This is a genomic window from Streptomyces sp. NPDC088707 (genome assembly GCF_044752725.1).
GTDB lineage: Bacteria > Actinomycetota > Actinomycetes > Streptomycetales > Streptomycetaceae > Streptomyces.
This window is the reverse complement of record NZ_JBIVLV010000001.1, coordinates 188,030-214,153: the sequence shown is the minus strand read 5'-3', so window position 1 is coordinate 214,153 and position 26,124 is coordinate 188,030. Positions and strand designations below refer to the sequence as shown.

Annotated in this window: 20 protein-coding genes and 2 pseudogenes; 11 read left to right on the top strand and 11 right to left on the bottom strand. The window is 72.4% G+C overall.

All coding sequences use genetic code 11. From position 1 onward, the window contains the following. Positions 1–138: 138 nt before the first annotated feature. The 3 genes from ACIP84_RS01050 to ACIP84_RS01040 form a co-directional block, all read right to left on the bottom strand. Positions 139–699, bottom strand: coding sequence for a GNAT family N-acetyltransferase (locus ACIP84_RS01050; protein ID WP_401792999.1), 561 nt, complete (start codon positions 697–699; stop codon positions 139–141). A gap of 273 nt (positions 700–972) precedes the next feature. Next, on the bottom strand, positions 973–1,611 hold the full coding sequence (locus ACIP84_RS01045; protein ID WP_355962308.1) for a carbonic anhydrase: 639 nt from the start codon (positions 1,609–1,611) through the stop codon (positions 973–975). 196 nt (positions 1,612–1,807) lie between these two features. Further along, positions 1,808–2,908 carry a Rieske 2Fe-2S domain-containing protein gene (locus ACIP84_RS01040; RefSeq protein WP_401792995.1) on the bottom strand — a complete coding sequence of 367 codons (1,101 nt, stop codon included), beginning with the start codon at positions 2,906–2,908 and terminating at the stop codon, positions 1,808–1,810. A gap of 237 nt (positions 2,909–3,145) precedes the next feature. Between ACIP84_RS01040 and ACIP84_RS01035 the strand changes: the two are divergent. Next, positions 3,146–3,718, top strand: a pseudogene (locus tag ACIP84_RS01035) (tRNA (adenosine(37)-N6)-threonylcarbamoyltransferase complex transferase subunit TsaD); the annotation flags it as partial. 292 nt (positions 3,719–4,010) lie between these two features. Here the strand turns inward: ACIP84_RS01035 and ACIP84_RS01030 are convergent. Further along, positions 4,011–5,747 carry an amidase gene (locus ACIP84_RS01030; protein ID WP_401792993.1) on the bottom strand — a complete coding sequence of 579 codons (1,737 nt, stop codon included), beginning with the start codon at positions 5,745–5,747 and terminating at the stop codon, positions 4,011–4,013. A gap of 175 nt (positions 5,748–5,922) precedes the next feature. Here ACIP84_RS01030 and ACIP84_RS01025 point away from each other — a divergent pair, with 175 nt between their 5' ends. Beyond that, the gene (locus ACIP84_RS01025; protein ID WP_401792990.1) at positions 5,923–6,645 is read left to right on the top strand and encodes a TetR/AcrR family transcriptional regulator; all 723 of its coding nucleotides are present in this window, start codon (positions 5,923–5,925) and stop codon (positions 6,643–6,645) included. Positions 6,646–6,894: 249 nt separating this feature from the next. On the opposite strand, the gene ACIP84_RS01020 is transcribed toward ACIP84_RS01025, so the two are convergent. The 3 genes from ACIP84_RS01020 to ACIP84_RS01010 all read right to left on the bottom strand — a co-directional run bounded on the left by ACIP84_RS01020 (position 6,895) and on the right by ACIP84_RS01010 (position 9,052). After that, complete coding sequence (locus ACIP84_RS01020) at positions 6,895–7,860, bottom strand: hypothetical protein (protein ID WP_401792989.1); 966 nt, start codon at positions 7,858–7,860, stop codon at positions 6,895–6,897. Between the two features lie 70 nt (positions 7,861–7,930). Next, positions 7,931–8,281, bottom strand: coding sequence for a hypothetical protein (locus ACIP84_RS01015; RefSeq protein ID WP_401792986.1), 351 nt, complete (start codon positions 8,279–8,281; stop codon positions 7,931–7,933). 39 nt (positions 8,282–8,320) lie between these two features. Then, complete coding sequence (locus tag ACIP84_RS01010; protein WP_355962294.1) at positions 8,321–9,052, bottom strand: hypothetical protein; 732 nt, start codon at positions 9,050–9,052, stop codon at positions 8,321–8,323. A gap of 362 nt (positions 9,053–9,414) precedes the next feature. Here ACIP84_RS01010 and ACIP84_RS01005 point away from each other — a divergent pair, with 362 nt between their 5' ends. Then, positions 9,415–10,485, top strand: a complete 1,071-nt coding sequence (locus ACIP84_RS01005) for a ferritin-like protein (protein ID WP_355962292.1) — start codon at positions 9,415–9,417, stop codon at positions 10,483–10,485. A 228-nt stretch (positions 10,486–10,713) separates the two neighbouring features. On the opposite strand, the gene ACIP84_RS01000 is transcribed toward ACIP84_RS01005, so the two are convergent. From ACIP84_RS01000 to ACIP84_RS00990, 3 genes are all read right to left on the bottom strand, one after another. Continuing rightward, positions 10,714–12,012 (bottom strand): FAD-dependent oxidoreductase, encoded by a 1,299-nt coding sequence (locus ACIP84_RS01000; RefSeq protein WP_401792983.1) that lies wholly within the window; start codon positions 12,010–12,012, stop codon positions 10,714–10,716. Beyond that, positions 12,009–14,990, bottom strand: a complete 2,982-nt coding sequence (locus ACIP84_RS00995) for a LodA/GoxA family CTQ-dependent oxidase (protein ID WP_401792981.1) — start codon at positions 14,988–14,990, stop codon at positions 12,009–12,011. Before ACIP84_RS00995 ends, ACIP84_RS01000 begins: the two co-directional genes overlap by 4 nt. A gap of 410 nt (positions 14,991–15,400) precedes the next feature. Then, positions 15,401–16,873, bottom strand: coding sequence for a carotenoid oxygenase family protein (locus ACIP84_RS00990; protein ID WP_401792978.1), 1,473 nt, complete (start codon positions 16,871–16,873; stop codon positions 15,401–15,403). 1,012 nt (positions 16,874–17,885) lie between these two features. Between ACIP84_RS00990 and ACIP84_RS00985 the strand changes: the two genes are divergently transcribed. From ACIP84_RS00985 to ACIP84_RS00970, 4 genes are all read left to right on the top strand, one after another. Further along, entirely contained in the window at positions 17,886–18,647 is a 762-nt protein-coding gene (locus ACIP84_RS00985) for a hypothetical protein (protein ID WP_401792976.1), read from the top strand. A 738-nt stretch (positions 18,648–19,385) separates the two neighbouring features. After that, positions 19,386–19,823, top strand: coding sequence for a hypothetical protein (locus ACIP84_RS00980; RefSeq protein ID WP_401792974.1), 438 nt, complete (start codon positions 19,386–19,388; stop codon positions 19,821–19,823). Between the two features lie 80 nt (positions 19,824–19,903). After that, positions 19,904–20,794, top strand: a complete 891-nt coding sequence (locus tag ACIP84_RS00975; RefSeq protein WP_401792972.1) for a phytoene/squalene synthase family protein — start codon at positions 19,904–19,906, stop codon at positions 20,792–20,794. 163 nt (positions 20,795–20,957) lie between these two features. Continuing rightward, positions 20,958–21,524, top strand: a complete 567-nt coding sequence (locus ACIP84_RS00970) for a hypothetical protein (protein WP_401792970.1) — start codon at positions 20,958–20,960, stop codon at positions 21,522–21,524. Between the two features lie 114 nt (positions 21,525–21,638). Here ACIP84_RS00970 and ACIP84_RS00965 read toward each other — a convergent pair whose 3' ends face one another. Then, positions 21,639–22,565: a LysR substrate-binding domain-containing protein gene (locus ACIP84_RS00965; protein WP_401792967.1), complete on the bottom strand. Its 927-nt coding sequence runs from the start codon at positions 22,563–22,565 to the stop codon at positions 21,639–21,641. Between the two features lie 182 nt (positions 22,566–22,747). Here ACIP84_RS00965 and ACIP84_RS00960 point away from each other — a divergent pair, with 182 nt between their 5' ends. The 4 genes and pseudogenes from ACIP84_RS00960 to ACIP84_RS00945 all read left to right on the top strand — a co-directional run. Next, positions 22,748–24,163, top strand: coding sequence for a 2-hydroxymuconic semialdehyde dehydrogenase (locus ACIP84_RS00960; protein WP_401792964.1), 1,416 nt, complete (start codon positions 22,748–22,750; stop codon positions 24,161–24,163). Continuing rightward, positions 24,148–24,975: a 2-keto-4-pentenoate hydratase gene (locus ACIP84_RS00955; protein WP_401792961.1), complete on the top strand. Its 828-nt coding sequence runs from the start codon at positions 24,148–24,150 to the stop codon at positions 24,973–24,975. The genes ACIP84_RS00960 and ACIP84_RS00955 overlap by 16 nt, the downstream gene beginning before the upstream one ends. Next, positions 24,972–25,715 (top strand): 2-keto-4-pentenoate hydratase, encoded by a 744-nt coding sequence (locus tag ACIP84_RS00950; RefSeq protein ID WP_401792959.1) that lies wholly within the window; start codon positions 24,972–24,974, stop codon positions 25,713–25,715. Before ACIP84_RS00955 ends, ACIP84_RS00950 begins: the two co-directional genes overlap by 4 nt. Further along, positions 25,712–26,110 (top strand): annotated as a pseudogene (locus ACIP84_RS00945) (RidA family protein); the annotation flags it as partial. The gene ACIP84_RS00950 and the pseudogene ACIP84_RS00945, both read left to right, overlap by 4 nt. Positions 26,111–26,124 lie beyond the last annotated feature (14 nt).

Sequence of the window (26,124 nt, the reverse complement as noted above, 5' to 3'; positions counted from 1 at the left end):
CGGCCCGCGCGACGGCGTCCTCCAGTGGACCGGACACCTCCGGCCGCGCCGGAACGAGCCCTGCCTCGCCGAGCCGGGCGGCCGGCCTTGAGCGCTCCAGGAGCCGCACGAGCGGGGGCCGCGAGGACTGTCGGAGTGTTAGCGGCCGGCCGCCGGGTGCCACTCGCGGCGGAGCAGGCCGAAGACCCAGGAGTCGGAGACATCGCCGTTGACGACGCAGTCCTCGCGGAGGGTGCCTTCGCGGACGAAGCCGAGCTTCTCCAGGACCCGGGCGGACGCCACGTTACGGGTGTCGGTCTCGGCCTGGACGCGGTTCAGGTCCAGGGTGTCGAAGGCCCACCGCAGGAGGGCCTGCGCGGTCTCCGTGGCGTAGCCGTGGCCCCACGCGGCGGCGTCGAAGACGTAGCCGAGGGACGCGCTGCGGAAGTCCGGGTTCCAGCTGGTCAGGCCGCACCAGCCGATGAACGCGCCGTCGGAGGCGCGGTCGACGGCCAGCCGCGCTCCCGTGCCCTGCTCCTCGACAGTCCGGCAGGTCGCGATGAAGCGCTGGGCGTTGGCAGGTTCGGTCCAGGGCGGGGAGTCCCAGTAACGCAGCACGTGGGCGCTGCTGTGCAGCGCGTAGAGCGGCGCCGCATCGGCGTCGGTGAACGGCCGCAGTCGCAGGCGGGCGGTGTGCAGCTCGGGGCTGGGCAGGGTCATACGGGGCATCCTGCCGAATCACACTCGCGCCCGACCATCCGTTTTTCCGGACGGTCCGCCGCCTGGTGTGCAGCGAGTCGCGCTGGGTGGTCCCCGTCGTGACTACCGGCTGCTCGGCGCTCCCCGCTCGTTCCCGTCGTCCCGGTCGCCTGACGGAAGTGCCGGCACTTCCGTCAGGCGACCGGGGGAGTCAGCGGTCAGGGCGGGCTCCCGGACGCCGGCCGCACGGGGCTGCGGCAGAGCAGTCGAGACGTTCGGTCACGCGGCCGAGGGTTACGCCCCTGCCGTAGCCGTGTCGGTGCGCACGTCGCCCCGGGTGGTCACGACCCGGGCGTTGCCCTCGGACAGCGCGTAGCCGAGGCCCACCACGGCGACCTCGCCCGATGCGACCTGCTCGGAGAGGAGCCGGGATCGTTCGAGTATCAGATCCACGGTGTGCCGGATGTGCTCGTCGATGATGTCGTTGTCCGCGGTCAGTCCGGCGGCCCGGGCGGCAAGGATGCTCGGCGTCACCCGTTCCACCACGTCACGGACGAATCCGCCGGCGGAGAAGCCGTCCTCCACGGCGGCGCGGGCGGCGGCGACCGCACCGCACGAGTCGTGGCCGAGAACGACGACCAGCCTCGCCCCGAGCACGCTGGTCGCGTACTCGACGCTTCCCAGCACCTCGGTCCCGAGGACATGGCCGGCGGTGCGGACGACGAACAGGTCGCCGAGTCCCTGGTCGAAGATGATCTCGGCGGCCAGTCGCGAATCGGAGCAGCCGAGGATCACGGCGAAGGGGTTCTGGCCCGGGGCCAGCTCGGTACGGCGGGCGGCGTCCTGGTTGGGATGCTGGGGCGCGCCCGACACGAAGCGCGTGTTACCGGCGAGGAGGGCGTCAAGGGCCACGGCAGGAGAGGTTCTAGGCATGGGGCCACCTTATGATCCGACCGTCCGGCCCGCCTCGGCGGATACGCCCCAACGCGCGACTCGCACCCGGCTGGCGCCCCTGCGCGACCTGCGACGCCGGGAGCCCGAGGCGACGATCGGCACCGGACCGGAGTCCGCGGCCGCCGGGGGGCACGCAGCTTCCGTCTGCGCCGAAGTGCCGAAGGGGCCGGTCCGGTCAAAAGCCGGGCGGGTCGAGAGGGACCCCGTTGGCGCGCAACACCTCTCGTACGTCGAGGATCAGCGGGAAGACCTCGTGGTTCCGGTCCTCGCCCTGTTCGTCCCACGCGCGCTGCTCGGCCTCCACCGCCATCCGGTCCTGAGCGAAGACACGCTCGGTGAAGCGGCGGATGAGCGGCCAGGCGACGTCGAGTACGCCCGGGATCGGCGGCTTCGCGATGGTCAAGAGGCCATAGGCGTGATTGGTGCGCTGCTCGGCGTCTTCGGGTACGTACGCGACCCAGAGCGAGAATGCGGGCTGCTCGGAATTCACGGGCACTGCCTGCAGCGTCTGGTACGGGTACTGGGTACGCACGGTGATGGCGTCGGGGGAGCGGCTGCCGGAAACGCCTTCGGCGGACAGCAGCCCCGCACCACGGTCCTTCTTCCCGCCCTCCGGGATGAAGAGATAGCGAGCCTCGACGAACTGCGGCCCGGTCTCGTATCCCAGCAGCTTCGGCTGAATCCTCCCCAGGATCTTCCGGTGCAGGAACTGGTGGTTCATGTCGAGCAGGTTCTCGTGCATGAAGCTGTAGTGGCAGCGCACCGTGCGCGAGAACGTCATCGTCTTGTGCCGGGAGTCGAAGCCCGGAAGCTTCGGGAAATCCGCGTCGTCGGCCTTCTCCGCTTCACCCGGGAAGACGAACACGAGGCCGTACGCCTCCCGGACCGGGTACGCGCGAACGCCTCGTGGCGGTCTGTCGACTCCCTTGGGAAGGTAGGGGATCTGAGAGATCCGCCCGTTGCCGCGATATGTCCACGCGTGGTAGCAGCACCGGAGCGTGTCTCCGTCCACGACGCCCATGCTCAGTGGCACCTGACGGTGCGCACAGCGGTCCTCGAGGGCGAAGACGCTGCCGCTCTGCCCGCGGTACAGGGCGATTCGCTGACCCGCGAATACGGCAGCGAACGCCTTTCCCCTGGGGACGTCGCGCGAGAGGGCGACCGGATACCAGAAGTCGGGATGGATTCCGATTCTCCGGAGGTCCGTGGCGTCATGTGATCGATGACCGGCCGACTGCTGCCGGGAACTCGACGAGGTCCCTGGTTCCGCCGTCATTCACCGCTCCCTCGTCGTGCTGGCTTCCGGCTCCGGAAGGTCCTTCGACACGGCGCGTCGAAGCGCCTTGAGGCCTTGTCGGTCAGTCTCCCCGTGTTCGGCCTACGGAGCCCACCTCGGACGGTCCATTCGGGTCCGGAACTCGTGGGCAGAGGCGGTCGCTCCTCCCGCACGTCGTGGCGGCGAGCATGGACGAGCACGCACTTTTCGGCGGTGTGGTGCCGGACGACGCGGCAGGGGGAGTGCTTCGACACGGTCGCCCGCATCATGGGCCTGTCCTACCCCGGTGGTCCGGCCATCGACCGGGCCGCCCGGGACGGCAACCCGCACGCGGTGGACTTTCCCCGGCCCCTCACGCGGGCCGGTGACGACCCGTACGCCTTCTCCTTCTCCGGTCTGAAGACGGCCGCGGCCCGCTGGGTCGAGAAGCACCGCGCGCAGGGCCTCGAGCTGCGCGTCGCGGACGGGGCCGCCGCCCTCCAAGAGGCCGTTGCCGACGTACCGACCCGCAAGGCGCTCGCCGCCTGCACGGCGTACGACGTGAGGACGCTGATCGTGGTCGGCGGGGTGGCCGCGAACTCCCGGGTCCGCGGCCTGGCCGAGCAGCGGTGCGCCGCCGCCGGGGTGGAGCTCCGCGTGCCGCCGATGAACCTGTGCACGGACAACGGCGCGATGATCGCGGCCGTCGGCGACCTCCTCGTGCGGTCCGGCGCCGAGCCCGCGCCGCTGGACGTGTCTATCGACCCGTCGGCGCCGCTGGAGTACGCCTCCCTGACCCCGTTGCCGCGGGCCGGGGCCAGAGCCGCCTGATGGCCGTGGTCGCGCCGCCCCGCCCGTGTCTCCTCGGCCGCGCCGATCCCTCCCTGGGGCCGACACCAGGCCTGCGCAGCCGCCCCCGCGTGATCGGCGGCCGCGGATCCGAGCTGATCCGAGCGTCGGGAGGCCATGGGAGGACGGCTCGGGGAGGGCCGGGGGAAGGCGTGGAGAGCGGCCTTGGGGAGGGCACGGCCGGATGCCGTGCCCTCCCCTCCTCACGGTGCGGTCGGCCGTCGGTTTCCGCTGCCGGGTGTTGTGATCCGTCCGAAGGGTCCGCTCCGTCAGGTCACTCCGCCGACAGGCGCGGCGTGCGCGGGGGGCTCGTGCGCCGGCTGCCGGTCTTCTCGAAGGCCGCCGCGAGGGACAGCAGGGCGTTGTCGTCGTAGGCGCGGCCCGCGAAGGTCAGCCCGACGGGCATGCCGATGTCGCTCATGGTGCCCATGGGCACGGTCACGGTCGGGATGCCGAGGTGGCGGGGGACCAGGTTGCCGTTGGCGACCCAGACGCCGTTGCGCCAGCCGAGGTCGGCGGACGCCTCGTCGACGTCCATGTCCGCGGGGCCCACGTCGGCGACCGCGGGGAAGACCACCGCGTCCAGGCCCAGTCCGTCCATCCACAGCTCCAGGTCGACGCGGCGCGTCTCCTCGAGGCCGCGCAGTCCCTGTTCGAGGTGCGGCATGTCGGTGAGGGAGGCGTACGGGCGCTCGCGCACGAAGCGGGGGTAGTCGCCGATCGTGTCGTCGAAGCCCTCGTACCGGTCGGGAAGTTCGCCTTCCTGCTTGGGCCAGATGCGGGTGCCGTCGACGTCGGCCAGGGTGGAGAGCGCCGGGTCGCCGTTGGCGCGCAGGAAGTCGTCCCAGGCCCAGGCGGACAGGTCCTCGATCTCGAAGGCGAGGTACTCGCGGCTGACCAGTCCGCGGGTGAGCAGCGAGGGCGCTCCGGGGCGGTCGGACTCGTAGTGGGACACCACGGGGAAGTCGACCTCGACCACCTCGGCGCCGGCGGCCTCCAGGTCGCGGCGGGCGGCTTCCCACAGGGCGATCACCGAGGGGCGCGTGTCGATGCGCTGCCCGGTCTGGCCGCCGATGCCTCCGTCGGGGTTCGTCCCGGCGTCGGGGTCGGCGTTGATGTACATCCTGGGGACGCCGACGCGCTTGCCGGCGAGTGCGTCGGATGCGGCCTCGGCGTCGGTGGGCGCGAGGGCCGGGTAGGAGGCGGGGCGTACCTGCGACGGCGAGGGCAGCGCCACCCACGGCTGTGCGCGCCACAGGTCCCCGCGCGTCTGCGGGTCGTCGGCGACGATGACGTCGAGCAGTTCGAGCAGGTCGGCCATGGTGCGGGTGTGCGGGACCACGACGTCCATGGTCGGTACGAGCGGCCAGTTGCCGCGGACCGAGATCACGCCGCGGCTGGGGGTGTAGGCGCACAGCGCGTTGTTCGAGGCGGGGGCGCGGCCCGAGGACCAGGTCTCCTCGCCGAGGCCGAACGCCCCGAAGGACGCCGCCGTCGCCGTGCCGGAGCCGTTGGAGGAGCCGGAGCCGTAGGCGCTGGTGAGCCAGTCGGCGCTGTACGGGCTCTCCGCGCGGCCGTACACGCCGCGCTGCATGCCGCCGTTCGCCATCGGCGGCATGTTCGTCAGGCCGATGAGGACCGCGCCGCCCGCGCGCAGCCGCTCGATGGCGAAGGCGTCGCGCTGGGCGACGAGGTGCTCGAACGCCGGGGAGCCGGACGCGGCGGTGAGCCCCTCGGCGAGGTAGCTGTCCTTGGCCGTGTACGGGATGCCGTCCAGCGGCCCCAGCGTCTCACCGCGGGCGCGCCGGGCGTCGGAGGCCTCCGCGTCCGCACGGGCGTGCGGGTTCATCACGACCATCGCGTTCAGGGCGGTGGCCGTACCGGGCCGGTCGTACGCGTCGATCCGTGCGAGGTAGGCGTCGAGCAGCCCGACCGCGGTCGTCTCGCCCTTCTCCAGCGCTGAGCGCAGGTCGGCGATACAGGTCTCCACGACATCGAATCCGCGCGTCATGTGGGTGTCTCCTGGGGGGTGAGTCAGGGCAGGCGGGCCGCCGGCCGTGGGGGCGACGGCGCACAGCTGCCCGCCACACTCCTCATCGCATGAACTAGATTTTCAGTCTAGACTAGGAGTCTAGATTTTCGGAACCTAGACTTCTGGCCTGATCTCCGGAACCGAGAGTGAGCACATGCCGACGTCAGAGACCGGGCCCACGGAGCCCGACCGCCACTCCCTGCCGAACGGCGTGATCGGGTCGGCGGGCGCCGATGGCGGAACCGCCCCGCGGCCCGCGGCCCGGCTCCCGATCGACCGGAAACGTCAGCCCAGCGGGGACGAGGCGCGGGAGCGGGCCATGCGGGCGGCCGTCAGCGTCATCGCCGAGAAGGGCACCGCGGCCCTGCGGATGTCGGACATCGCCGCGCGGGCCGGGATGAGCACCGGGCACATCCTCTACCACTTCGGTAAGAAGGACCGGCTCCTGCTCGAAGTCCTCGCATGGAGCCAGGCGGACCTCTGGGCCCGGTTCCAGCAGGCCGCGGACCGGGCCGCGTCCCCTGCCGAGAAGCTGGACCTGTTCGTCCGCTCCTACCTGCCCCGCCACCAAGGCGACGAACGCTATGCCCTGTGGACACAGGTACTGGCCCAGCGCCACGACGAAGCGGGCCGGCGCATCCTCACGGAGCTGCTGGACGGCTGGGACGAACGCCTGGAGGCCATCGTTCGTGAGGGCCGGGGCCTCGGACACTTCGCCGACGTGGACCTCCCCGAGTTCACCGTCCGGGCCGTGGCCATGCTGAGCGGGCTCTCCGAAGACGTGATGTTCGGGCGACCCCGCTGGGAGCACACCTCCCCACACGCGTTCGCCCTGTCCGCTCTCGTACGCGAACTGCGCCCCACCGGTCAGGGCTGACACAGCAGGAGCGGCTGCCTCCGACGCTCGGGGGACGGAGACGTGCTCGACAACGGTCGGCGGGCAGCCGATGGGCGTACGACTGCGAGCTGAGGACGCGGCGCGGCCACGCGTGCTCGCGGCGATCCCCGACGCGGCGGATCACCTCTCGATGCGGCGGATCACCCCTCGATGCGGCGGATCACCGAGATGTCCGCGAGGTGGGACGCGCGTGCCGGGTGACAGCGGTCGGGTACCCGGACTCCTCGGTCATCGGATCGTCACCAAGGCGTTGGACTGGAACAGTCCGTACCACTCGGTGTAGATGCCGCGGTCGCACGTCGTCGGGTCGGTGATCAGGCGCCCCGACTCGTCGGTCTTCCGCGCCGCGTTCCCGGCCCGCTTGTGCGACCAGAAGCCTTCCAGGTGATAGCGGTAGAAGTGGAAGTCCCGGACGCCGGAAGGGAACACACCGGTGCACAGGCCCACGATGAACCGACTGCTCCCCAGGGGCTGGCAGGGGTAGCCGTACATCGACAGCCCGTCCTTGTAGCAGCCCACGGCCACCTGGAAGCCCAGCATCGTGGCAGGGATCTCGTACCCGTGCCTGCGGCCCGGCCGCGCGAACGTGTCGCTCCGGATGGCCACGGCGTACGCGTAGCAGTTGTTGTACGGCTCGATGGAGGGGTGGTTCCAGTACTCGGGGGCCCACACCTGACTGTCGTAGGCGCAGAAGGGGCTGCCGTCGGCCAGTCGTCGCAACTGCTCCCGGACGTCGTCGGTGACTCCCGTCTGCCGGTGGTCTCCCTGCGGCGACGAGGTCGCTCGGCCGCCGCCACCGGGTTCCCCCCGCGCGGTCCGTCTGATCTCCTCCTGGGCGGTCGCCCGCATGGCGTCGGCATACCACGTGCCGTTGTCGATGCCTCCGCCCTCCGAGAGGTTCGAGGGCATGGTCTCCACCAGCCTGGCCGCCAGGTCCGCGCTGGCGGCCTCGTCCTTCGCGGCACCCCCGGCCAGCTCGAACCGCTGGGGCAGACCCTCCCTGCCGGGTCCCTCGGTGAACTCCGCCCGGACCCCGTCGAAACCGAGCCCGGTGTAGCCGCTGTGGACTTCGCCGCGGGCTTCGGGGGTGCGGAGCAGGAGCTCCTCCAAGTAGCCGAGCTGATCCGGATCGCTGATCTCCCACGAGGGGTTGGGGCGTCCGGAGAACATGTCGATGGTGATGCGCAGAGCCATGGTGCTGCCTCCACCGCCCGGACCGGAGGACCCGCGGACCTGTCGGCGGCGAGTCCTCCGGAATCGGCTGCTAGAAGGGACACTCGATGTGGATCTCTATGTCCACACCGCCGGCGTGCACGCCGATGTCCACGGACGTCGACTCCGTGGCCGTGGGAGTGATGATGATCGGCACGCCCTGAGCCAGGCCCTGGCTGAGCAGCGCCTGCCACGTGAAGGCGGCCTCGGGCGTTGCCGTGGCCTCGACCAACTGGCCGCGCTGCTTGTCCGTGAGCGAGAAGAACTCCTCGCCGAAGGCCAGGGCGCCGCTCGTCTGGATGATCTCGATCGCTCTGCGGCGTTCGTTCTCGTCGGCCTTCAGCTGCTGGACGAGCTGCTCGAAGGTCTGCGGGTTGAGCGCCGGCTTGGTGTACGTCGCCATGACGTTCGCTCTCCTTCTGCGAAACTGTCCGGGCCGTGTTCAGGCCCGGTTGAGGCAGATGTGCTGGGTGGTTCCCGCCATGGTCGCCTGGTCCAGGACGAAGGTCCGGTTGACGTAACCCTCGCGCATGACCAGGACGCCGTACGAGGTCCACGTTCCGTCGATGACCGCGATGAACTGGGCGTTGGCGTCGAACAGGTAGGTGTTGAAGCCGTCCGTGATCCAGGACCACGGCAGCAACTCCTCGCTGGCGCAGTCGGTCAGGACCAGCGTGACGATCCAGGGGATGTGGAAGTCCTCGGCCGAGTCGTCCCGCTGCTCCCCGCCGAACAGGGATCGGTCCCCGAAGAAGCCGGTTCTGCGGCTGGTGCTCGTGGACCGGCCTGCCACGGTGGCCAGTTGCCGGTGGAACGGGTGAGTGAGCCGTGCGGTCGAGCTGCCGCCCGCCGCCTGCCGGAGGAACACCCGGACCATGGCGGACAGCTTGACCGCGAGGTCGGCCTCGTCGTAGACGGGGAACACCTCGGGCGGCAGGCAGGGGTGGACCGGAAGGGGGAGGTCGGGCGTGAGTGCGGGGTGAGCGCTGAGCTTCTGGGTGAGGTCGTCCCAGTCCGTGAGGGGCATGGGAAGGGTCCGCAGCCGGGAGCCGAGCTCGTAGATGAGCGCGGTCTCGGGGTGGGCATTGAGCAGGAGTGCCTCGAAGGAGTCGGAGGAACCGCGGGGATCGGAAGAGGCGGAGGAACCGGAGGTCGTGTCAACGCTCTGACGCACCGTCATCAACTCCTGTTGATGAGTCAAGCACTGGAGGGGGATGGGCCCCGCGTGAGGCGCGGGAGGCGGGCGGCGGAAGGCGAGCGCATTGCGGGAGATCGCCGAAAGTGCCGGATGGTATCCACGCGTTGAGGGCGGCGCGCGAGCGGGCGCGCGTCGCGCGCGGCTACGGTTTCAGTCTCGGCCCGGCCGCCGCGGCCCGCAACTCGCCCGAGTCGCCGCCGACGCATGGCTGACGTACCGTGGAAGACATCTGATCCCCCAGTCGTGCCCGGCGGAACTCGCCCTGTCGGAAACCACGATGAGCTGTGTGGGTGGCCCCGTCGCGTAAGCACGACCCTGGCTGCGAGGAAGGGGCGGTCGTGACCGCGCTTCTCGACTACCGGAGCAACAGGATCGTCGAGCTGATGGGGCAGCCCGCCGACCACCGTGACGCGGACTGGCTGAAGGAGTCCCTCCAGCAGGCCGTCATGCTGGAACTCGCCACGCTTCCGCCCTACTTGTGCGGCCTCTGGTCCATCGAGGACCCCGGCCAGGACGGCGACGTGTTCGAGGCGATCCGCCGGATCGTCTTCGACGAGATGTCCCACCTCGCCCTGGCCGGCAACATGCTCACCACCATCGGCGGTGCCCCGCGGCTGGCCGACCCGAGGACGGTGCCGACGTATCCGGGCCCGCTGCCCGGAGGCGTACGGCCGGGTCTGACCGTGTTCCTGAGCGGGCTGACGAAGGAGTCGCTGGACCTCTACTCGCGGATCGAGGCGCCCGACGACCCGCTCGCCGAGTCCCGCGCGTCCACCTCGATCGGCGACTTCTACACGGCGATCCTCGACGTGTTCCGTACCCATGCACACCTGATCACGGGCGCGCGGCAGCTCACCCGGAACCTGTCCCACCACGGGCAGGGCAACAGCGTCGTGGCGCTCACCGGCCTCCCTGAGGTGACCGCCGCCATCGAGGTCATCAAGGAGCAGGGCGAGGGCACCTCGGGCTCGCCCGCCAACCCGCATGCGGGCGAGCCGGGTGAGCCGGCCCACTACTACGTCTTCCGCGAGATCTTCCACGGCCGCAAGCTCGTCAAGACCGCCGAGAACCCGGACCGGTGGGAGTTCACGGGTGACGAGATCCCCATGCCCCGCGTTCTGCCGATGGCCACCGTCCCCGCGGGCGGTTGGGACACCTCGGGCTCGGCGGTCGTCGACGCAGGGACGCGGGAACTGCTCGACGACGTCAACCACTCGTACAGCGAGATGCTGCGCCTGTTGGAAGGCGCCTGGCAGACGGATGTGCCGGCGAAGGCCAAGGAGCTGCTGACGAAGGCCATCGGCACGATGTTCGCCCTGCAGGGGCCGGCCCGCACCCTGATGGAACGACCGCTGCCGGACGGGAGCGGCCGGACCTTCGGCCCGGAGTTCCGGTACACCGACGCCTGAACGGCGCGCGCCGTCGAGCGCCAATGCGCTGATAGCGCGCTGCCTCACCTCCGCGTGCGCCTGAATGCGCCTGCATGCGCCCCCCCCGAGAGTCCTCCGGCGGCCGGGGGACGGCGAGGGCCGCACCGGGGCCGACCGCCCGCAGGTCTGTCCCGCGTCCGCGCCCCGTCGCCGGCCCCGCCCTCGCCGGCTCGTCGTCCAGGTCCAGCCGACCACGGCCGGCCCCACTCAGAGCATCGTCTCAACCTGCGTGAAAGCCCCTGAGGCGAGGCCCGGGACGACCACCGGGCGGCGCCGTGCCCAGAACGGGGCCGACGGCCAGCGGCGTTCGTCCGCGTAGGCCCGGGCGTGGTGCGTGAGGTAGCGGGCCGCGACCCCGTCGACGAACGAGCAGTACTCCGCGAGCGCGTCCTCGTCGCCGCGAAAGCCGCCGCGCAGACAGCGGTCGACGGCCCGCGCCGCGCGAACGCCGGTGTGCAGCGCCGTCAGGATCCCCTGGGAGGAGAGCGGGTCGCAGGCGAGCGCGGCGTCCCCGGCGGCCACCCAGCCCGGCCCGGCCGGTGGGGCGAGCCGCTGCCCATGGGCCGGGGCCCATCGCAGGTCCGGCCGCCGCCCGGCCGCGTAGCCGTCCAACCGCGTCCGTACGTGCCGGGTACGGGCCGCCCGCTCCAGGAACCCGGCGGCGGTGCGCAGGCGGGGATCGGCGAGGTCGAGATCGGTGAGATGGGCGACCAGCCGCCCTGCCGGCACACGCGCGGTGTACCACCAGCCGTCCGACGCCGCCTCGACGAGCGTCCGAAGGTCCTGGTCGGCCGGTGCGGGGCCGGGCAGCACGGCGTACGCGGCGACGAGCCGGTCCTGCCGCAGCCGTACGGCGCCGTGCCGGGCGATCACCGCACGCCGGCCGGTGGCGTCCACCACCCACGCGCAGGGCAGTTCCCGCTCCTCCCCGCGCTCCCGCACCACCAGTCGCCACGCTCCCGGCTGCCCGATCCGGCGCACCGCCACGCCGCACACGGGCCGGGCTCCGGCGTCCACGGCCGCGCCGCGCAGGAACGCGTCGAACCGGACGCGGTCCAGATGCCAGCCGGGCCCGTGCGGGTCCAGGACATTCCCGCGCTCGTACAGCTCCCCGGAGCCCCACGCCGCTTCGGTGCCGGTGCAGGGCAGGTGCCCGTCGGCGCCGAGCGCGGCCAGCAGACCGAGGTCACGCAGCAGGGGCCGCGCGGCGGGCGGGAGGGTCTCGCCGATCCGGTACGGGGCCGCCGCTCGCGGCCGGTGGCGCGGGAGGTCTCGCGGTGGCCCGTCGGAATCGGCCGTGGCCGACGTCGCTGCGGGCTCTGCGGACTCTGTGGGCTCTGCGGGCCTTGCCGGGCGGTCACCGGGACCTGCGGGCCCTGCTGCCGGGTGCTCACCGGGACCGGGGTCGAGGAGCAGGACGCGGTGGCCCGCGCGGGCCAGACACAGCGCCGCGACCGACCCGGCCGGCCCGGCGCCCGCCACGACCGCGTCGCAGCCGCCCGTCATCCGCGACCCGGGAAGCGGGTGATCTTGGTGATGAAGCCGGTCGAGACCTCCTCGTCGGGAGGCTCGGCCAGCGCCGCGGCCGCGGCCACCGCATCGGCCCGGATCTCCGGATCCGCGGCTTCCGGCACGTGCACGGTGATCAGGTTCCGTTCGCGGGGCGGTGCCGGATCAGGAGCGAAGGTCACTTCGGACTCCACCAGCATCGTCTCCGGAAGCCCCGGGGTGTCCAGCGGACCGGGACGGCGCTCGACGATCCCCAGCTTGCCGAAGTCCCGGACCATCTCGTTGATCTGGGACTCGTAGCCGGTCGGCAGCCAGCGCAGCCACACCGACCGGCGCTCGAACGCGAGCCGGCGCTCCTCCTGCGGCCGCGCGGGATCCATCGCGATCGCGTAGTCCTCCTCGGCCAGGACGTGATTGGGCACCCTGGCCGGCCAGAACGTCGGCAGGTACGGGTCGTAGCGGGGCCCGAACCCCTGGTCGTAGCCGGAGCGGCAGCTCGCCGTGTCGGTGTGCCAGGGGACGGCCATCCACCGGGTGAGGTAGCCGGGGCCCTGCGCGTACAGCGGGCCGTCGACGGCGAGCGCGGCCTGGGGGGTGAGCACGCTCCCGTACTGCTGGTCGGCCGGCCCCGTCTCGCGGTGCTTGATCCGGAACGGCGCCGAGTACAGCGTGGCGTGCCGCATCGGCCAGGTGAGCTCGCAGCCGGGGTGGAAGGCGTCGGCGAGGCAGAACGACAGCGCGGCACGGTCGAGCGTCGCGGGGCGCTCGGCGAGCGGCAGGTCCTCCAGCCTGGACACCGGCGTGGCGGCCGGCCGGAAGTCCTCGACGAAGGAGCCGTTCATCCAGCGCGTGAGCATGTCGTACTGGAGCGGCGAGAGGGCGAGGTGCTGGCGCGGGGAGACCGGCGGCAGATTCATCGCGTCGCCGTACACCGAAGGCCAGGGCACGGTGGACATGCCGTCGCGGTCGAGGTGCCGCAGGGACGCCCAGACCTGCCGGCGGAGTTCCTTGTGGGCCGGGTCCCTGCTCGCCAGCCGGGCGAGCCGCTCGGGCGCCAGCAGATGGTCGCGGCCGCCGTGGCCGAACTGGACCGCGAGCCCGTGGTTGACCCACTGGAGGTCGCACAGCCGCCGCAGCACCGGCAGGACGTCCTGGGTGAAGGACACCTCCTGCGGGCGCGGCAGCAGGCCGGCCTTCACGTACGTGTCGCGCAGCAGGTCGTACAGCGTGCGGACGGACTTGAGCCCGGGCGCGTAGTCCGGGGGCGCGACGACGACCCAGGCGGGTTCGACGGGGATCGAGCGTCCGTCGATGCGGACCTCGGCCCGCACCGGCCCGTCGGCGACGTCGTCGTGCCAGCCGTCGTTGTTGGCGAAGTCCGTCGCCGGGAGGTTGTCCGCCGAGGCGGCCTTGCCCCGCCCGCCGAGGAAGAGGAGCCTGCCGGCCCGGTCGGTGCGCAGCTCGCCCAGGTAGACGGGAGTGCCGAGGAACGTACCGGTGTCGAACCGGAGCTCGGGGAGCCCGGCCCGGTCGCGACCGCGCACCGACCGGGAGCCCGGGTCGATGACCAGCCGGCTCCGGGGCCGGACCAGGGGGTTGCGCAGTCTGCTCGGGGGCGCCTCGCCGGCCTCCGGGATGTCCAGTGCCAACTGGAACTGGTACCAGGCCGCCTTCTTGTTGGCCACGTGCACGGTCCAGCGCAGATCGGCGTTGTCCGCGGTCAGCTCCGCGACCGGCTGCCCGGCCGCGTTGAAGCCGTACACCCTGAATCGGACCGCCTGTCGCTTCAGGGCTCCGCTGGCGTCCTTGTAGGATGCTTCCGGGGGCGCGTCGTCGACCTCGGGGGCGAGGAAGAAGCCCTCGGCGCTGTCGCCGACCCGGGCCACGCCGATCGCCGGGTGAATGGCGGCACGGACGATACGGGTGTCGCGGCCGGGCGGCTCGGTGGACGCGGGCCGGGCGGGGCCGGGCTCGGTCGCGGGGACGCCGTTGGCGTCGCGCCGCCGGGTGGCCGAGGCGCGGTACACCTCGCGGCGGGCCTCGGCGATGCTGCCGGCGGGGCGGTGCTCGGGCAGGGAGTGCCAGGGGTTGAAGGCGAGGTTCTCGCCGTACGCCGCCTGGCCGCGAGCCTCCGTGTCCTGCTGATGCAGGGTCAGCCGGGCCACCCGGACCGGGGCGCTCTCCGCCTCCTCCCAGCGGACGGTGGCCCGGTCCAGAGGCATATGCTCCGGGTCGGCGCGCACCTGCACGAACAGGTCGAAGGCCGCCTCCCCGGCGGCCAGCCGGCGCCGCAGGTCGGCACGGAGGAAGGACGGGTCCTCGTCGGGCGGCACGGCCTGCGGATCGCCGTCCGGGCAGCCCGCCGGGACGAGCTTGTACTTGACGTGCCGCTCGCCCCCGAAGCCGTACGGCAGGACGCTCCAGTACGTGGCCGTGAGCGTGCTCTCCTCGGACTTGGCCATGTCCTGGAGGACGGTACGGGTGACCGGATGGCTGTCCAGATAGTCCTGGAGGGTGTTGTCGACCACCCCGGCCCGGGTGAATTCGCACATGTCGCGGGCGGTGTCGACGAAGAACACGTCGTGGTTCTGGAGCAGCAGGTCCTGGGTGTCCGCGGCGCTCTCGTCCGCCAGGAGCTTGGTGCCGGGGACCCCGAAGAGTTTGATCCCGATGCCGAGAGTGGTGCGCAGGTCGGACCGGGAGGGCACGGTGTCGCTGGAGAACCGCACCCACGCGGTCAGCCCGCCCTGGGCTCCGGCGGCCTCCAGGAAGCCGACACGCAGCTCGTCGGGCAGGTCGGCGTCGACGGTGAGGACGCCCCGGGCGGAGCCGTGGGCCTTGAGGAAGACGGGCCGCAGCGCGGGTTCCTGCCCCTGCGCGATCCGCTTGCCCTGCACGAGGTCCACGAACATGGCGCGCAGCGCGCCGGTGGGGTCGTCCGCGCAGTCGGGCAGGGGTTCGACGGGTCCGGACATGGGGGGCCTTCCGGGGCGGGGCTGTCTTCGGCCGGGTGTCTCCTCGCGGGCTGGCTCTCCTCGCGGGCTGTCTCTCCGGCCACTGTCCGGGGGCGGTCGGGCGGTCGCCAGTCCGCCGCGCCCAGGGGAGTGAGGGGCCTCCGGGCGTGGCCGCCCACCTGCGGAAACGCCCGTGCGGCGGGGCCGCGCACTGGAGCGCTCGCGGGTCCGCCGGGTCGTCCCGGGCGGAGGCGGACCGGTTGCGGGCCGCGCTCTCTCCACACGCGGACCCCACTATGGACGGCGACCCAGCGGCGGGTGCCGCTGAGGCGGCAGGGCCGCGGTCCAGGGAGGCGACGAGCCTGCTCAGGAAGGTGACGGTGCCGGCCTGACGCCTGTACCTGCGGGCGCCAGGCGGCCCCGGCCCGCAGTCACGTCACAGTCGACGGCGCCCCGTGCTCGGCGGCTCGGCCGCCTTCGGTGGGAAGCCAGCAGCCGTGCAGGCCGAGCGGGACCCGGACGGGGACGCGGGCGCGTGCCACCGGCCCGGAGGCGGGGTCCTCGGCCGGCACGACCAGGAACCAACTCGACCCGTCCGTGCGGTCGGTGGCGAAGGTGAGCCAGAAGCCGCCCTCCTCGGAGTCGGTACCCGGCTCGGGTGCGAAGACCGGTTCGCCGACCGACAGGTCCCCGGCGTCCCAGACGAGCGCGGCCCCCGTCTGCACGTCCTGGAAGCGCACGGCGTCGTACTCGCCCGGCAGCAGGTCCGTCCGGCCGGTCGAGGCGGCCAGAGCGGTGTGCCGGTGGCGCCGGCCGATGAGGCGGTCGTCGATGCGAGGGAACTCCACTCGGGAGTCGTCCAGCAGGGTGCGGGTCAGGGAGCCCGCCGCGGGGTCGATACGCGCCCTTGCCAGACCGCCACTGACCGGATCCTGAGCCGCCCCCGCTCCGTTGCCGACGGTCAGCCGGCCCCACTGCACGTAGTCCAGGACCACCGGGGCGTCCGCGCCGGGGCCGTCGTCGTAGGCGTTCACGGTGTGCCACAGCCAGAACGCCTCGTCGGCCGCCCAGCGCGGCGGTCCGCCGTCGCGGGGGATCAGGACCACGCGGGTGCCCCGCTCGGGCCGCCAGGCCAGGAAAGAGCCGCCCGCCATGGCCGCGTCCAGATCGAAGAAGGCGGGCGCGAGGACCAGGACGGCGTAGCGGGCGGTCAGAGCCATGTCGTGGATCATCATCGGCTCGTCCACGCCGTCGACGGGGGTGGGCCCGCTCGTGACGGTGCCGTCGCGGCCGATGACCGACCAGGTCAGATACGGCGGCTCCAGGGCGTAGCAGAAGACGACCATCTCGCCCGTGACCGGGTCGGTCTTGGGATGGGCGGTGATCCCCGCGGGCAGCGCCCCTTCGAAGTCCTCGCGGCCGAGGGTCTCCAGCCCGCCGCCGATCCGGTACGGGCAGTCCGACTCGGCGAGGGCCAGGAGCCGGCCCCCGTGCCGTACGACGTTGATGTCGGGCAGCTCCCGGAAGGTCCCCGCAAGCTCCGGTCCGACCTGCTCGGCGTCCGGCAGGATCATCGACTCCAGGCCTCCCCACAGAGCGCGCCCGGCCCGCTCCTCGGCCTCCAGGGCAGGGGTGCGCACGAAGCGGTTGCGGTAGCGTGCGCGGCCCTCCGAGAGCCACACCCCGTGCAGCATTCCGTCGCCGTCGATGGGGTACAGGTACGAGCCGATCGGCGTGAAGCGGGGATTGGGCCCGTTGCGCAGGTACAGGCCGTCGAGAGCGGCCGGGATCTCGCCCGTCACCTCCAGCTCGGCGGCGTCGACCTCCTCGGTCACCGGCGCGAACAGGCCCAGCAGGTGGGGGACGCGAGTGGGGTCGAAACGGGGGCGTGTGTGCGTGTTCACGGAACCTCCCGGAGCGCGGGTGCGGCGCCTTCCGGCGCCTTCCGGCACCTTCCAGTGAAACGCGGCACGGATTCCGGTGCCAGCGGCCCGGTCGGCTCGGCCCCGGTGCCGGCGGGGTGTGTTCACCCCGATGGCAGGCGGGCACGTCCCGTATCCGTGACCGGTCAGGCTCATGATCGTTACCCGCAGTGGCAGCTCCGAGGGCAGTGATGCGACCGCCCTCTCGCGCCCTGAACGCGTGTCCGACGTCGGGTCGTCACGGGGAGGAATGACGAGTGGGTGGCTGGATCAACATCGGTCTCGGGGCAGCGGCGGTGCTGTGCCCGCTGCCGCACCACGGAGACGTGGCCGTCGTCATGGACCACTCTCCCACCCACGGTCACATGGTGGTGTGTGCCCCGGACGTTCGGGTCGACATGGGCTACGGCGACGAGGTGACGGAAGCCCCGCGTCCCCCGTGCGCTCCGACGACCCCGCCGCCCACGGCGCCGCCCTCTCCCTGGCCCACGGCGGCGCCTCCCCCGCCGCCCACGGCAGTGCCTCCTCCGTCGCGGCCTTCACCACCGTCCGCGACCCCGTCGCTCCCCGAGCCGGCGCCGTCGAAGCCGCCCGGGCTCGCGCCACCGGAAGCCGCTCCGGAACCAGCCGCCCCGGCACCCGAGGCACCTTCGACACCCGGCCCCGAGCCCGAGGGGGCACCACCGGCGCCCCGGGTGCGGAGCATCGCCACCCCCGTTCCGGCGCAAGCGCTCACGGGCTTCCGGTGGGAGCCGCGCGCGCACTACACGGGGGGTCCGTCCCGTCCCGCTCCGGCCAAGCTCTCGATGACCATGTCCACGGTCGTGATCACCCTGCCGGCTGTTCTGGCCGCTGCCGCCCTGCGGCCCGGGTCCCGTCGCCGCGGCCGCGGCTGACGCTCTGCCTCTCCTCCGGCCGCCGGGCCCTTGACCGGCCCACCGCGTCCGCCCCCCGTATCTCGTACACACCGCCTCGCTCGTCATGGAGTTGTGCAATGCCGGAATGGCTCGTCTACACCCTGGCCTCGGTCCTGGTCTGCGTTCTCGTCGTCACGGCGACCGTCCTGCGGCACCGCCGCGTGGCCGTCGACGAAGACACCTCCGAGACACCGGACGTGCTGGAGTACATGGTCATGATGGTCGGCGTCGTCTACGCCATCGTGCTCGGACTCGCGATCGCCGGCGTGTGGGAGGCCCGTACCGCGGCCGAGGACACCGTCCAGCGCGAGGCCCAGGCCCTGTACGAGATCGATCAGCGCCTGGACGTCTACCCTGCCGCCTTCCGGACACAGATCAAGGAGCACATCGACGCCTACGCCCGGCACGCGGTCACCACCGAATGGCCCGCCCTGAAGGACGACCTGCCCGTGGACGACACCGGCGCCGAACTGCTGGGCCGCATCCGGAGCGACATCGCTCATCGCACCCCGGCGGACGAGCTCCAGGCGCAGGCCTACCAGCCACTCCTGGACCAGGTGGCGGCGGCGGACGACGCCCGTCACCAGCGCCTGGACACCTCCGGCACCACCCTGCCCGCAGCCCTCTGGTTCGGCCTCGTGGCCGGCGCCCTGGTCACCCTCGGCCTGCTCTACACCCTGCAGATCCGTCGCTCCGCGCGCGAACTGCTGCTGGCCACCACCTTCAGCGCCCTGGTGGTCTTCCTGCTCTTCCTCGTATGGAGCTTCGACGCACCCCTCGGCCACTCCGGAACGGACTCCGCCCAGCCCTTGAGCGACCTCCTCACCACCGCGGTCTGATCAGGGACCACGAAGGAAGTGTCGGAGATCTCCACCGATCCGGACGGAGCTGCCGGCCCTGCTCGTCGGGCGGGTGCGTGACGACGGCTTGTTCCTTTCCTGCGCCGCCAGACGGAATCGGAACCATGCGCTCTGCATCCGGACCCGGCCCCGCAGCGGAAGAGCCGGTGAGTGCCCGCCTTACATCCCCCGAGAGGCGGGCACTCACTCTGCGGCCTGCCTTGTCCCACATGCGGCGGGCCGCTGCCGTCGGATCCGTTGCCCGGGGGGCGGCGGTCTGAGCGCCGGGGCCGGGGGTGCGCCGGACGGCCCCGCGTGCCCCTGCCGGACGGGAGGGGGCGCGAGGTGCCCGGGTGCCGTACGGATCCGGGCGGCAGCCCGTCGTGCGGGCGGGCGCGCCCCATGACGCCGAGGGGGAGGGGGCGTCACGGGGGCGGGCCCGCTCCGGAAGGCCCACCCACCAGGGTGCGCACCTCCGATACCAGTCGTCTGACCCGCCTCCTTCTGCTCAAACGCCCTGCTTTCGCATGAGTTCTGAAAGGCCGTCACGCCCCGCCCTCGGGATCGAGCCTGGAACCCCTTCCTTGCTGTTCAGCGTGCGAGAGCGGGCGGGCTCCCGATGCCATACGGCAGGACGGTGTGCAGGACCAGCGACAGGAACCGGGCGCTCGGTGAGGCAGTAACCTCGCCCGGAGGTGACGTGCTGCGTGTCCCGCGTGGCGGAAAGGGGAACGGCCCATGTCGACGTGGTTGACGCTCACAAAGATCGAACCCGCGCTGGTCGAGCAGGTTCTGGACGGGCGCGGCCCCCTCGTTCGCGGCTCCAGGGGAGACTCCTTCGCATGCGACCACCGCATCATCGATGCCGTGGCCGAGGGACGTGCCGAGGTGGAGATGGGCGCGGCGGACTGGACGCGTGCCTACCCGTGGCTTGCGACATCGGTCGGCCACGGCTGCGCCGTCGTGAAGGAGCGCGGGCCGGGCGACGCGTCAGGTTTCGTTCTCACCCCCGACGAGGTCTGCCGGGTCGCCGAGGGCCTGGTAGCTGAGGGATGGACCACCAGAAGCGCAGCAGCGTGGGCCGCGGGCGGCCAGGACCGTGGGCTGGAGGACCTGGGCCCGTTCTTCGCCGCGGCCGCCGCTGAGGAGAAGGCGGTGGTGGGCAAGATCAGCTGAACCCAGGCGGCTACGTGCTGCGAGGCATCCGAAACCCCGGGAGCCGTAAGCTCACAGCCTGCGACGACAGGAGAAACGGCATGTGGAAGCGGGCTCTCGACCGGGCCGGGGTGCGGGAACCACGGCTGCGGCGTGACTACACCGAGCAGCGTCGGGCGGTACGGAGGTTCGCGGCGGCCGAGTACGCGGCGGCACGGGTCCTGCTCCCTGCCGCGTTGCTCCCGCACGTCGTCGCCGCCGTCGCGTTCATGCACGACACCGACGACCGGATCGACCGTGGCACACCGGACGATCGGGCGGCCGCGCTCGCCGAGTGGGACGGCCTCGTACGGAAGGCCCTCGCCGACGGCGACTCCGCCCTGCCCGTCCTGCGCTGCCTGGCACGCACCGCCGAGCGCCACCCCGATGTACGCGCCCACGTGGACGAGTTCCTGCGGGGCTGCGAGCGCGAGGTCGTCTGGCGGACCATCGCCGACGACGAGGAACTGGGGCAGTACGTCCAGGAGTACTCGCTGCCCGCACTGATGCTCACGGCCTGCCTCCTCGCGCCCGAGGACGCCTCCACGCGGGCGGCGTTCACCGAAGGCTGCCACCTGCTCATCCGCGCCATGCAGCGCATCGACTTTCTGGAGGACCTGTCCGAGGACGTACGTGCGGGCCGCCACGGCGTCTGCGCCGACGCGGTGGCCCGTCACGGCGCGGACCTCACCCGGCCCGGTCCCGCACTCGGCCGGCTCGTCGAGGAACAGGCCGACCGTGCCGCAGCCGATCTCACGGCAGCGACCCCTCTCCCGTCCCTCGTGGCCCCTGAGCACCGCCCCTTCGTCCGCGCCCTCGTCGGCGTCCAGGACCTCCGCCTCGACGCCGTACGCCGCGCGGGCTCTTCCCTGGCGACCCGCCCCTCGAATCCCTCGGCTCCGGCGGCCGCCCTTCTGCTGCTGAGGGAGCTCGCGCGACGCGTTCGGGACTAGAGATCTCGTACGCGGGCCGTGTGCAACACGCCGGGACGCTCGTCCAGCAGCCCGAGTTCGCCACCGAAACCGGGCCCGCCCCGCGCGGGACGTCCGGCCGGTGCTCCTGGGCTGCGCCCGGCCGGACGTTCACGATGTCACTGCTCCTGTCTACCCTGACCGTATGCCTCTTCTCGTAGATCAGTTGGCCGGGTACGTGGAGCGGGATCTGGACGCTGACCTGGCGCGCTGGTTCCCGGATGCGCCACGGGTCGTGATGCCCGTGCCGACCCGCCAGGTCGAGCCGTTCCTCGCCCGGCTCCCGCAGAACGCCGCGACGGCGCTGGCCGCCTTCGACCGGAAGGTCCGCTCGGGAGCGATGAGGCAGTGTCTCGACGTCCATGACTGGTCGTACGCCTTCGACTTCGCGGCCAACGGCTGCGCCGTCCTCGACAGCGACTACGTCACGGAGCTCGGCGACGACGACGTGTGGTCCCTCGGCGCCGACGGCGGAGGCAACCTGTACGTGATGCGCACCGACGGCCGGGTCGCGGTGTGGTTCCACGAGGAAGAAGTCCTGGAGGAGGGAACGGACTTCGACAACCTCGATGTGTTCGTGTGGTCCGCCGTGCGATACCGGGCGGTCCGCGCGGGCGTCCTCGACCTCGCCGCCGTCGAGGCCGACTTCCGCTCACTCGCACAGCCAGGGGTCCTGGCCCCCGAGATCGGACTCCTCGCCTCCATGCCGTGACGAGACTCCGTCACGCCGTGATCACGACGCGCGTCCAAGTCCGCGAGGCCGCCACGGACGGTCAGCGGTCGGGGCGGGGGAGCGGGCGGCCGGTGCCGACCGGACGCGCGGTAGTCAGAGCATCTCGCGCAGCAGGGCCGCCTCGAGGTCGAGGTGGTGGAGCAGGGCCTGGAGAGCCGGCGTGCGCGTACGGTGCGCCGCTTCCGTGGTGCCCACCGTGCGCCCCACCGAGGGAAGTTCGACCGGCAGGGCGGCGAGTCGCTCGTCCGCCCGCAGGACCAGCTCGGGCAGCAGCGCGACCATGTCCGTCTGCAGGAGCAGCGCGCGCATCGTGAGGATGGACGTGCACTCGACCCGGTCGGCGGGCAGTGCGAGGCCCCGGTCGGAGAAGAGGGCGCCCAGCTCCTGGCGCAGGGCGGTCTGTTCGACCGGGAGGATCCACGGGAAGTCCAGGGTGTCCGTGAGCGCGACGCCGGTGATCTCCAGCAGCGGGTGACCGGACCGCACGGCGAGCCGGATGCGTTCCCGGTAGAGCCGTCGCTGGCGCAGCCCGTCGCCCTCCTTGGGGGCCGGTCCCACCCGGCCGACGATGACGTCCAGTTCGCCTGCGAGCAGTGCCGGATGGAGGGCGTCCGGCGTGCCCTCCCGTACGACGACGGTGACCCGGGGCCGTTCGCGCTTCAGCTGTGCGATGGCCCGGGGGAGCAGCACGTTGGTGCCGGCGAGGAGCGCGCCGACGGTCACGGTGCCCTCCTGGCCCTGGCGCAGCGCGGTGAGGTGTTCCCCGGCCCGACGCATCTCGGCGATCACGGCGCGGGCGTGCTCCGCGAGTGCCTCTCCGTAGAGCGTCGCGCGCATGCCGCGCGGCATGCGGACGAACAACGGCAGGTCGGCGATGCCTTCCAGTTCGCGGAGCGTTCGGGTGGCGGCGGGCTGGGTGAGGTGGAGGGTCTCGGCCGCGCGCCCCACGCTGCCGTGGTCGTGGATCGCGACGAGCAGGGTGAGGTGCCGGAACTTCAGCCGGCCGTCCAGGAGGTCCATCGCCGGGGCTCCTTCCGGGAGCGGTCGGGCGAGCCCGGGTCATGCATACCCGAATCGGTATGGGTGGGGCGCCTTTTGGCATTGGTTCGGTATGGCTCGGTGGGTGCACGATACCGGCACACGCCAGGGGCCAGAACCGAACCCCCGGCCCGGCAACGGAGGTCTGCAAGGTGCGCTCACCTGTGCGGCATTACGTAGGGGGCGAGTTCGACGCTTCGGGCGTCCCGTTCCCGCTCATCGACCCGGCCCGCGGGACGGTCGCAGGCGAAGCGCCTTCGGCTCCGCGGGAGTTGGTCGACCGTGCGGTGGGCGTGGCGCGGGACGCGCTGCGCGGCCCGTGGGCGTCCTGGAGCCCGGCGGACAGGTCGCGCCTCCTGCACCGGATCGCCGACGGCATCGAGCGGCGTTTCGAGGAGTTCGTCACCGCCGAGTGCGCCGACACGGGGAAGCCCCGCGAACTCGCCTCGACGGTCGACATCCCGCGCGCGGTCGCCAACTTCCGCTCGTACGCCGATCTCCTGGCCGGACGCGGCGAGCGGTCCTGGCACACGACCACCCCGGGCGGCCGTGGCGCGCTGAACTACACCGTGCACAAGCCGCTCGGCGTCGTCGCGGTGATCTCGCCGTGGAACCTGCCGCTGCTGCTGCTCACCTGGAAGGTGGCCCCGGCGCTCGCCACGGGCAACACGGTGATCGCCAAGCCCTCCGAGCTGACGCCGGGCACCGCCTGCCTGCTGGCCGAGGTGATGGCGGACGCCGGCGTTCCCGCCGGGGTCTTCAACCTCGTCCACGGCGGCGGCGCGGACGCCGCCGGGCAGTGGCTCACCGAGCACCCGGGGGTCGACGCGATCGCCTTCACCGGCGAGTCGCGCACCGGCGGGACGATCATGCGGGCCGCCGCCGCGCGACTGGCCCCCGTCTCGTTCGAGCTGGGCGGCAAGAACGCCGGGCTCGTCTTCGCCGACGCGGATCTGGACCAGGCCGTGGCGGGCACCCTGCGCTCGTCGTTCACCCACAGCGGGCAGGTGTGCCTGTGCACCGAGCGGGTGTACGTGGAGCGGCCGGTGTTCGACGCGTTCGCCGGGGCGCTGGCCGCCGGCGCCCGGTCGTTGAGCGGATACGGCCCGATGGTCTCCGCGGCCCACCGCGACAAGGTCCTGAGCTACGTCGGCAAGGCCGCGGCCGACGGGGACGTGCTCGCCGGAGGCGGGACGCCGCACTTCTCCGACGAGCGGGACGGCGGCTTCTGGGTGGAGCCGACCGTGCTGACCGGGCTTCCGGAGGACCACCCGGTGGTACGGGAGGAGATCTTCGGGCCCGTCGTCCACCTGGCGCCGTTCGACACCGAGGAGGAGGCCCTGTCACTCGCGAACGCCGGGCCGTACGGGCTGGCCGCCACGGTGTGGACGGGCGACGTGAGCCGTGCGCACCGGGTCGCACCGGCACTCGACGTCGGGATCGCCTGGGTCAACACCTGGAACCTGCGCGACCTCCGTACCCCCTTCGGCGGCGTGAAGGCCTCCGGCATAGGCCGCGAGGGCGGCGACCACTCCCTCGACTTCTTCTCCGAACCGATGAATGTGTGCGTGAAACTGTGAACACGGTGGACGAAGCGGTGGCGTGCGCCGCCGAACGCCTCGACACGGCGCGCCTGACGGGCGTTCCCTGCGACCCCGTCCGCGCACTGCTGCCCCCTGGGGACCTGACCGCCGCCTACGCCGTCCAGAGCGTCCTCGGCGAGCGCCGACGCGCCGAGGGGCGCCGGGTCACGGGCTGGAAGATCGGGCTTACCTCGGCGGCCGTCCAGACGCAGCTCGGCGTGGACACGCCGGACTTCGGCCGCCTCACCGACGACATGGCGGTGCCGGACTGCGCGGAGATCCCCTGGGGAGCGGTGCTCCAGGCCCGGGCGGAGGCCGAGGTCGCCCTGGTCCTCGAACATGACCTCACCCACGAGCGGCACACCGTGGCCGACGTCATCAGAGCGACCGCGTTCGCGCTCCCGGCCGTGGAGATCGTGGGCAGCCGGATCCGTGACTGGGACATCTCGGCCGTCGACACCATCGCCGACAACGCCTCCAGCGGCGCGTACGTCCTGGGCACCCGCCCCGTACCGCTGCGGGAACTCGACCTGCGGACCGCCGGCATGGTGCTCGACCGGCGCGCAGAGCCCGTGTCCACCGGCGCGGGCGCCGCCTGTCTGGGGAATCCGCTGCACGCCGCCGTGTGGCTGGCCGACACGCTCGTACGCCTCGGCAACCCGCTGAGGGCCGGAGACACCGTGCTCACCGGCGCGCTCGGCCCCATGACGACCGTCGAACCCGGTGATGTGCTCGAAGCCCGCATCGACGGCCTCGGTTCGGTACGCGCGGCCTTCGGGCGCGACGGACGGCAGGGAGACACCCGATGAACATCACGGCACTGGCCGAGGCGCTCGACACGGCGGCGCGCGACGGCCGCCCGCTGACCGGCGGCGGAAGCGGACCGCAGGACACCGAGGAGGCGTACGCCGTCCAGGAGGCGCTGGTCGCCCGACGCGTCGCCCGCGGCGAACGGCTCACCGGCTTCAAGCTGGGCTTCACCAGCCTGGCCAAGATGAGGCAGATGGGCGTGTCCGACCTGATCCACGGGCGGCTGACGGACCGGATGGAGATTCCCGACGGAGGGCGTGTCGACATCTCCGGTCTGATCCACCCCCGGGTCGAGCCCGAGGTCGCCTTCCTGCTCGGAGACACCCTGCGCCCCGGTGGCGACCCCATGGCGGCGGTCGCGGCGGTGGCCCCGGCGCTGGAGGTCATCGACTCGCGCTACCACGGATTCCGCTTCTCGCTCCCCGAGGTGATCGCCGACAACACCTCCGCCGCGGGCTACGCGGTGGGAGCCTGGAGCGCGCCGGGTGACCTGGACAACCTCGGTGTCCTGCTGGAGCTCGACGGGCGTCTGGCCGAGACCGGTTCCACCGCGGCCATCCTCGGGAGTCCCCTGCGGGCCCTCGCCGCCGCGGCACGCCTCGCCGGTGAGCTGGAACCCGGCACGGTGATCCTCGCCGGCGCGGCGACCGCCGCCGTGCCCCTGCCGCCCGGAACGCATGCGCGGGCCACGGTCGCGGGCCTCGGCACCGTCCGCTTCACCACCGGGGAGGACGCGTGATCGTCCCCGGTGCCGCTCCGCCTCGCGGCCGGTTCCCGCACCTCCGGCGCGCGGGTGACCTGGTCTTCGTCTCCGGTACGAGCGCGCGCCGCCCCGACGGCACGTTCGTCGGCGCGAGCGCCGACGCGATGGGGGTGACGGACCTCGACATCCGCGCCCAGACCCAGGCCGTACTCGACAACGTCGCGCGGCTGCTGGGCGCGGCGGGCGGCGGCCTGGCGGACCTGGTGTCCGTCACCACGTACCTGGTCAGCATGAACGACTTCGGTGGCTACAACGAGGTCTACGCCGAGTACTTCGACGAGAGCGGACCTGCCCGCACCACGGTCGCCGTCCACCAGCTTCCCCACCCACACCTGCTGATCGAGATCAGCGCCGTCGCCCACATCCCGCGGAACGCCGGCGGGCA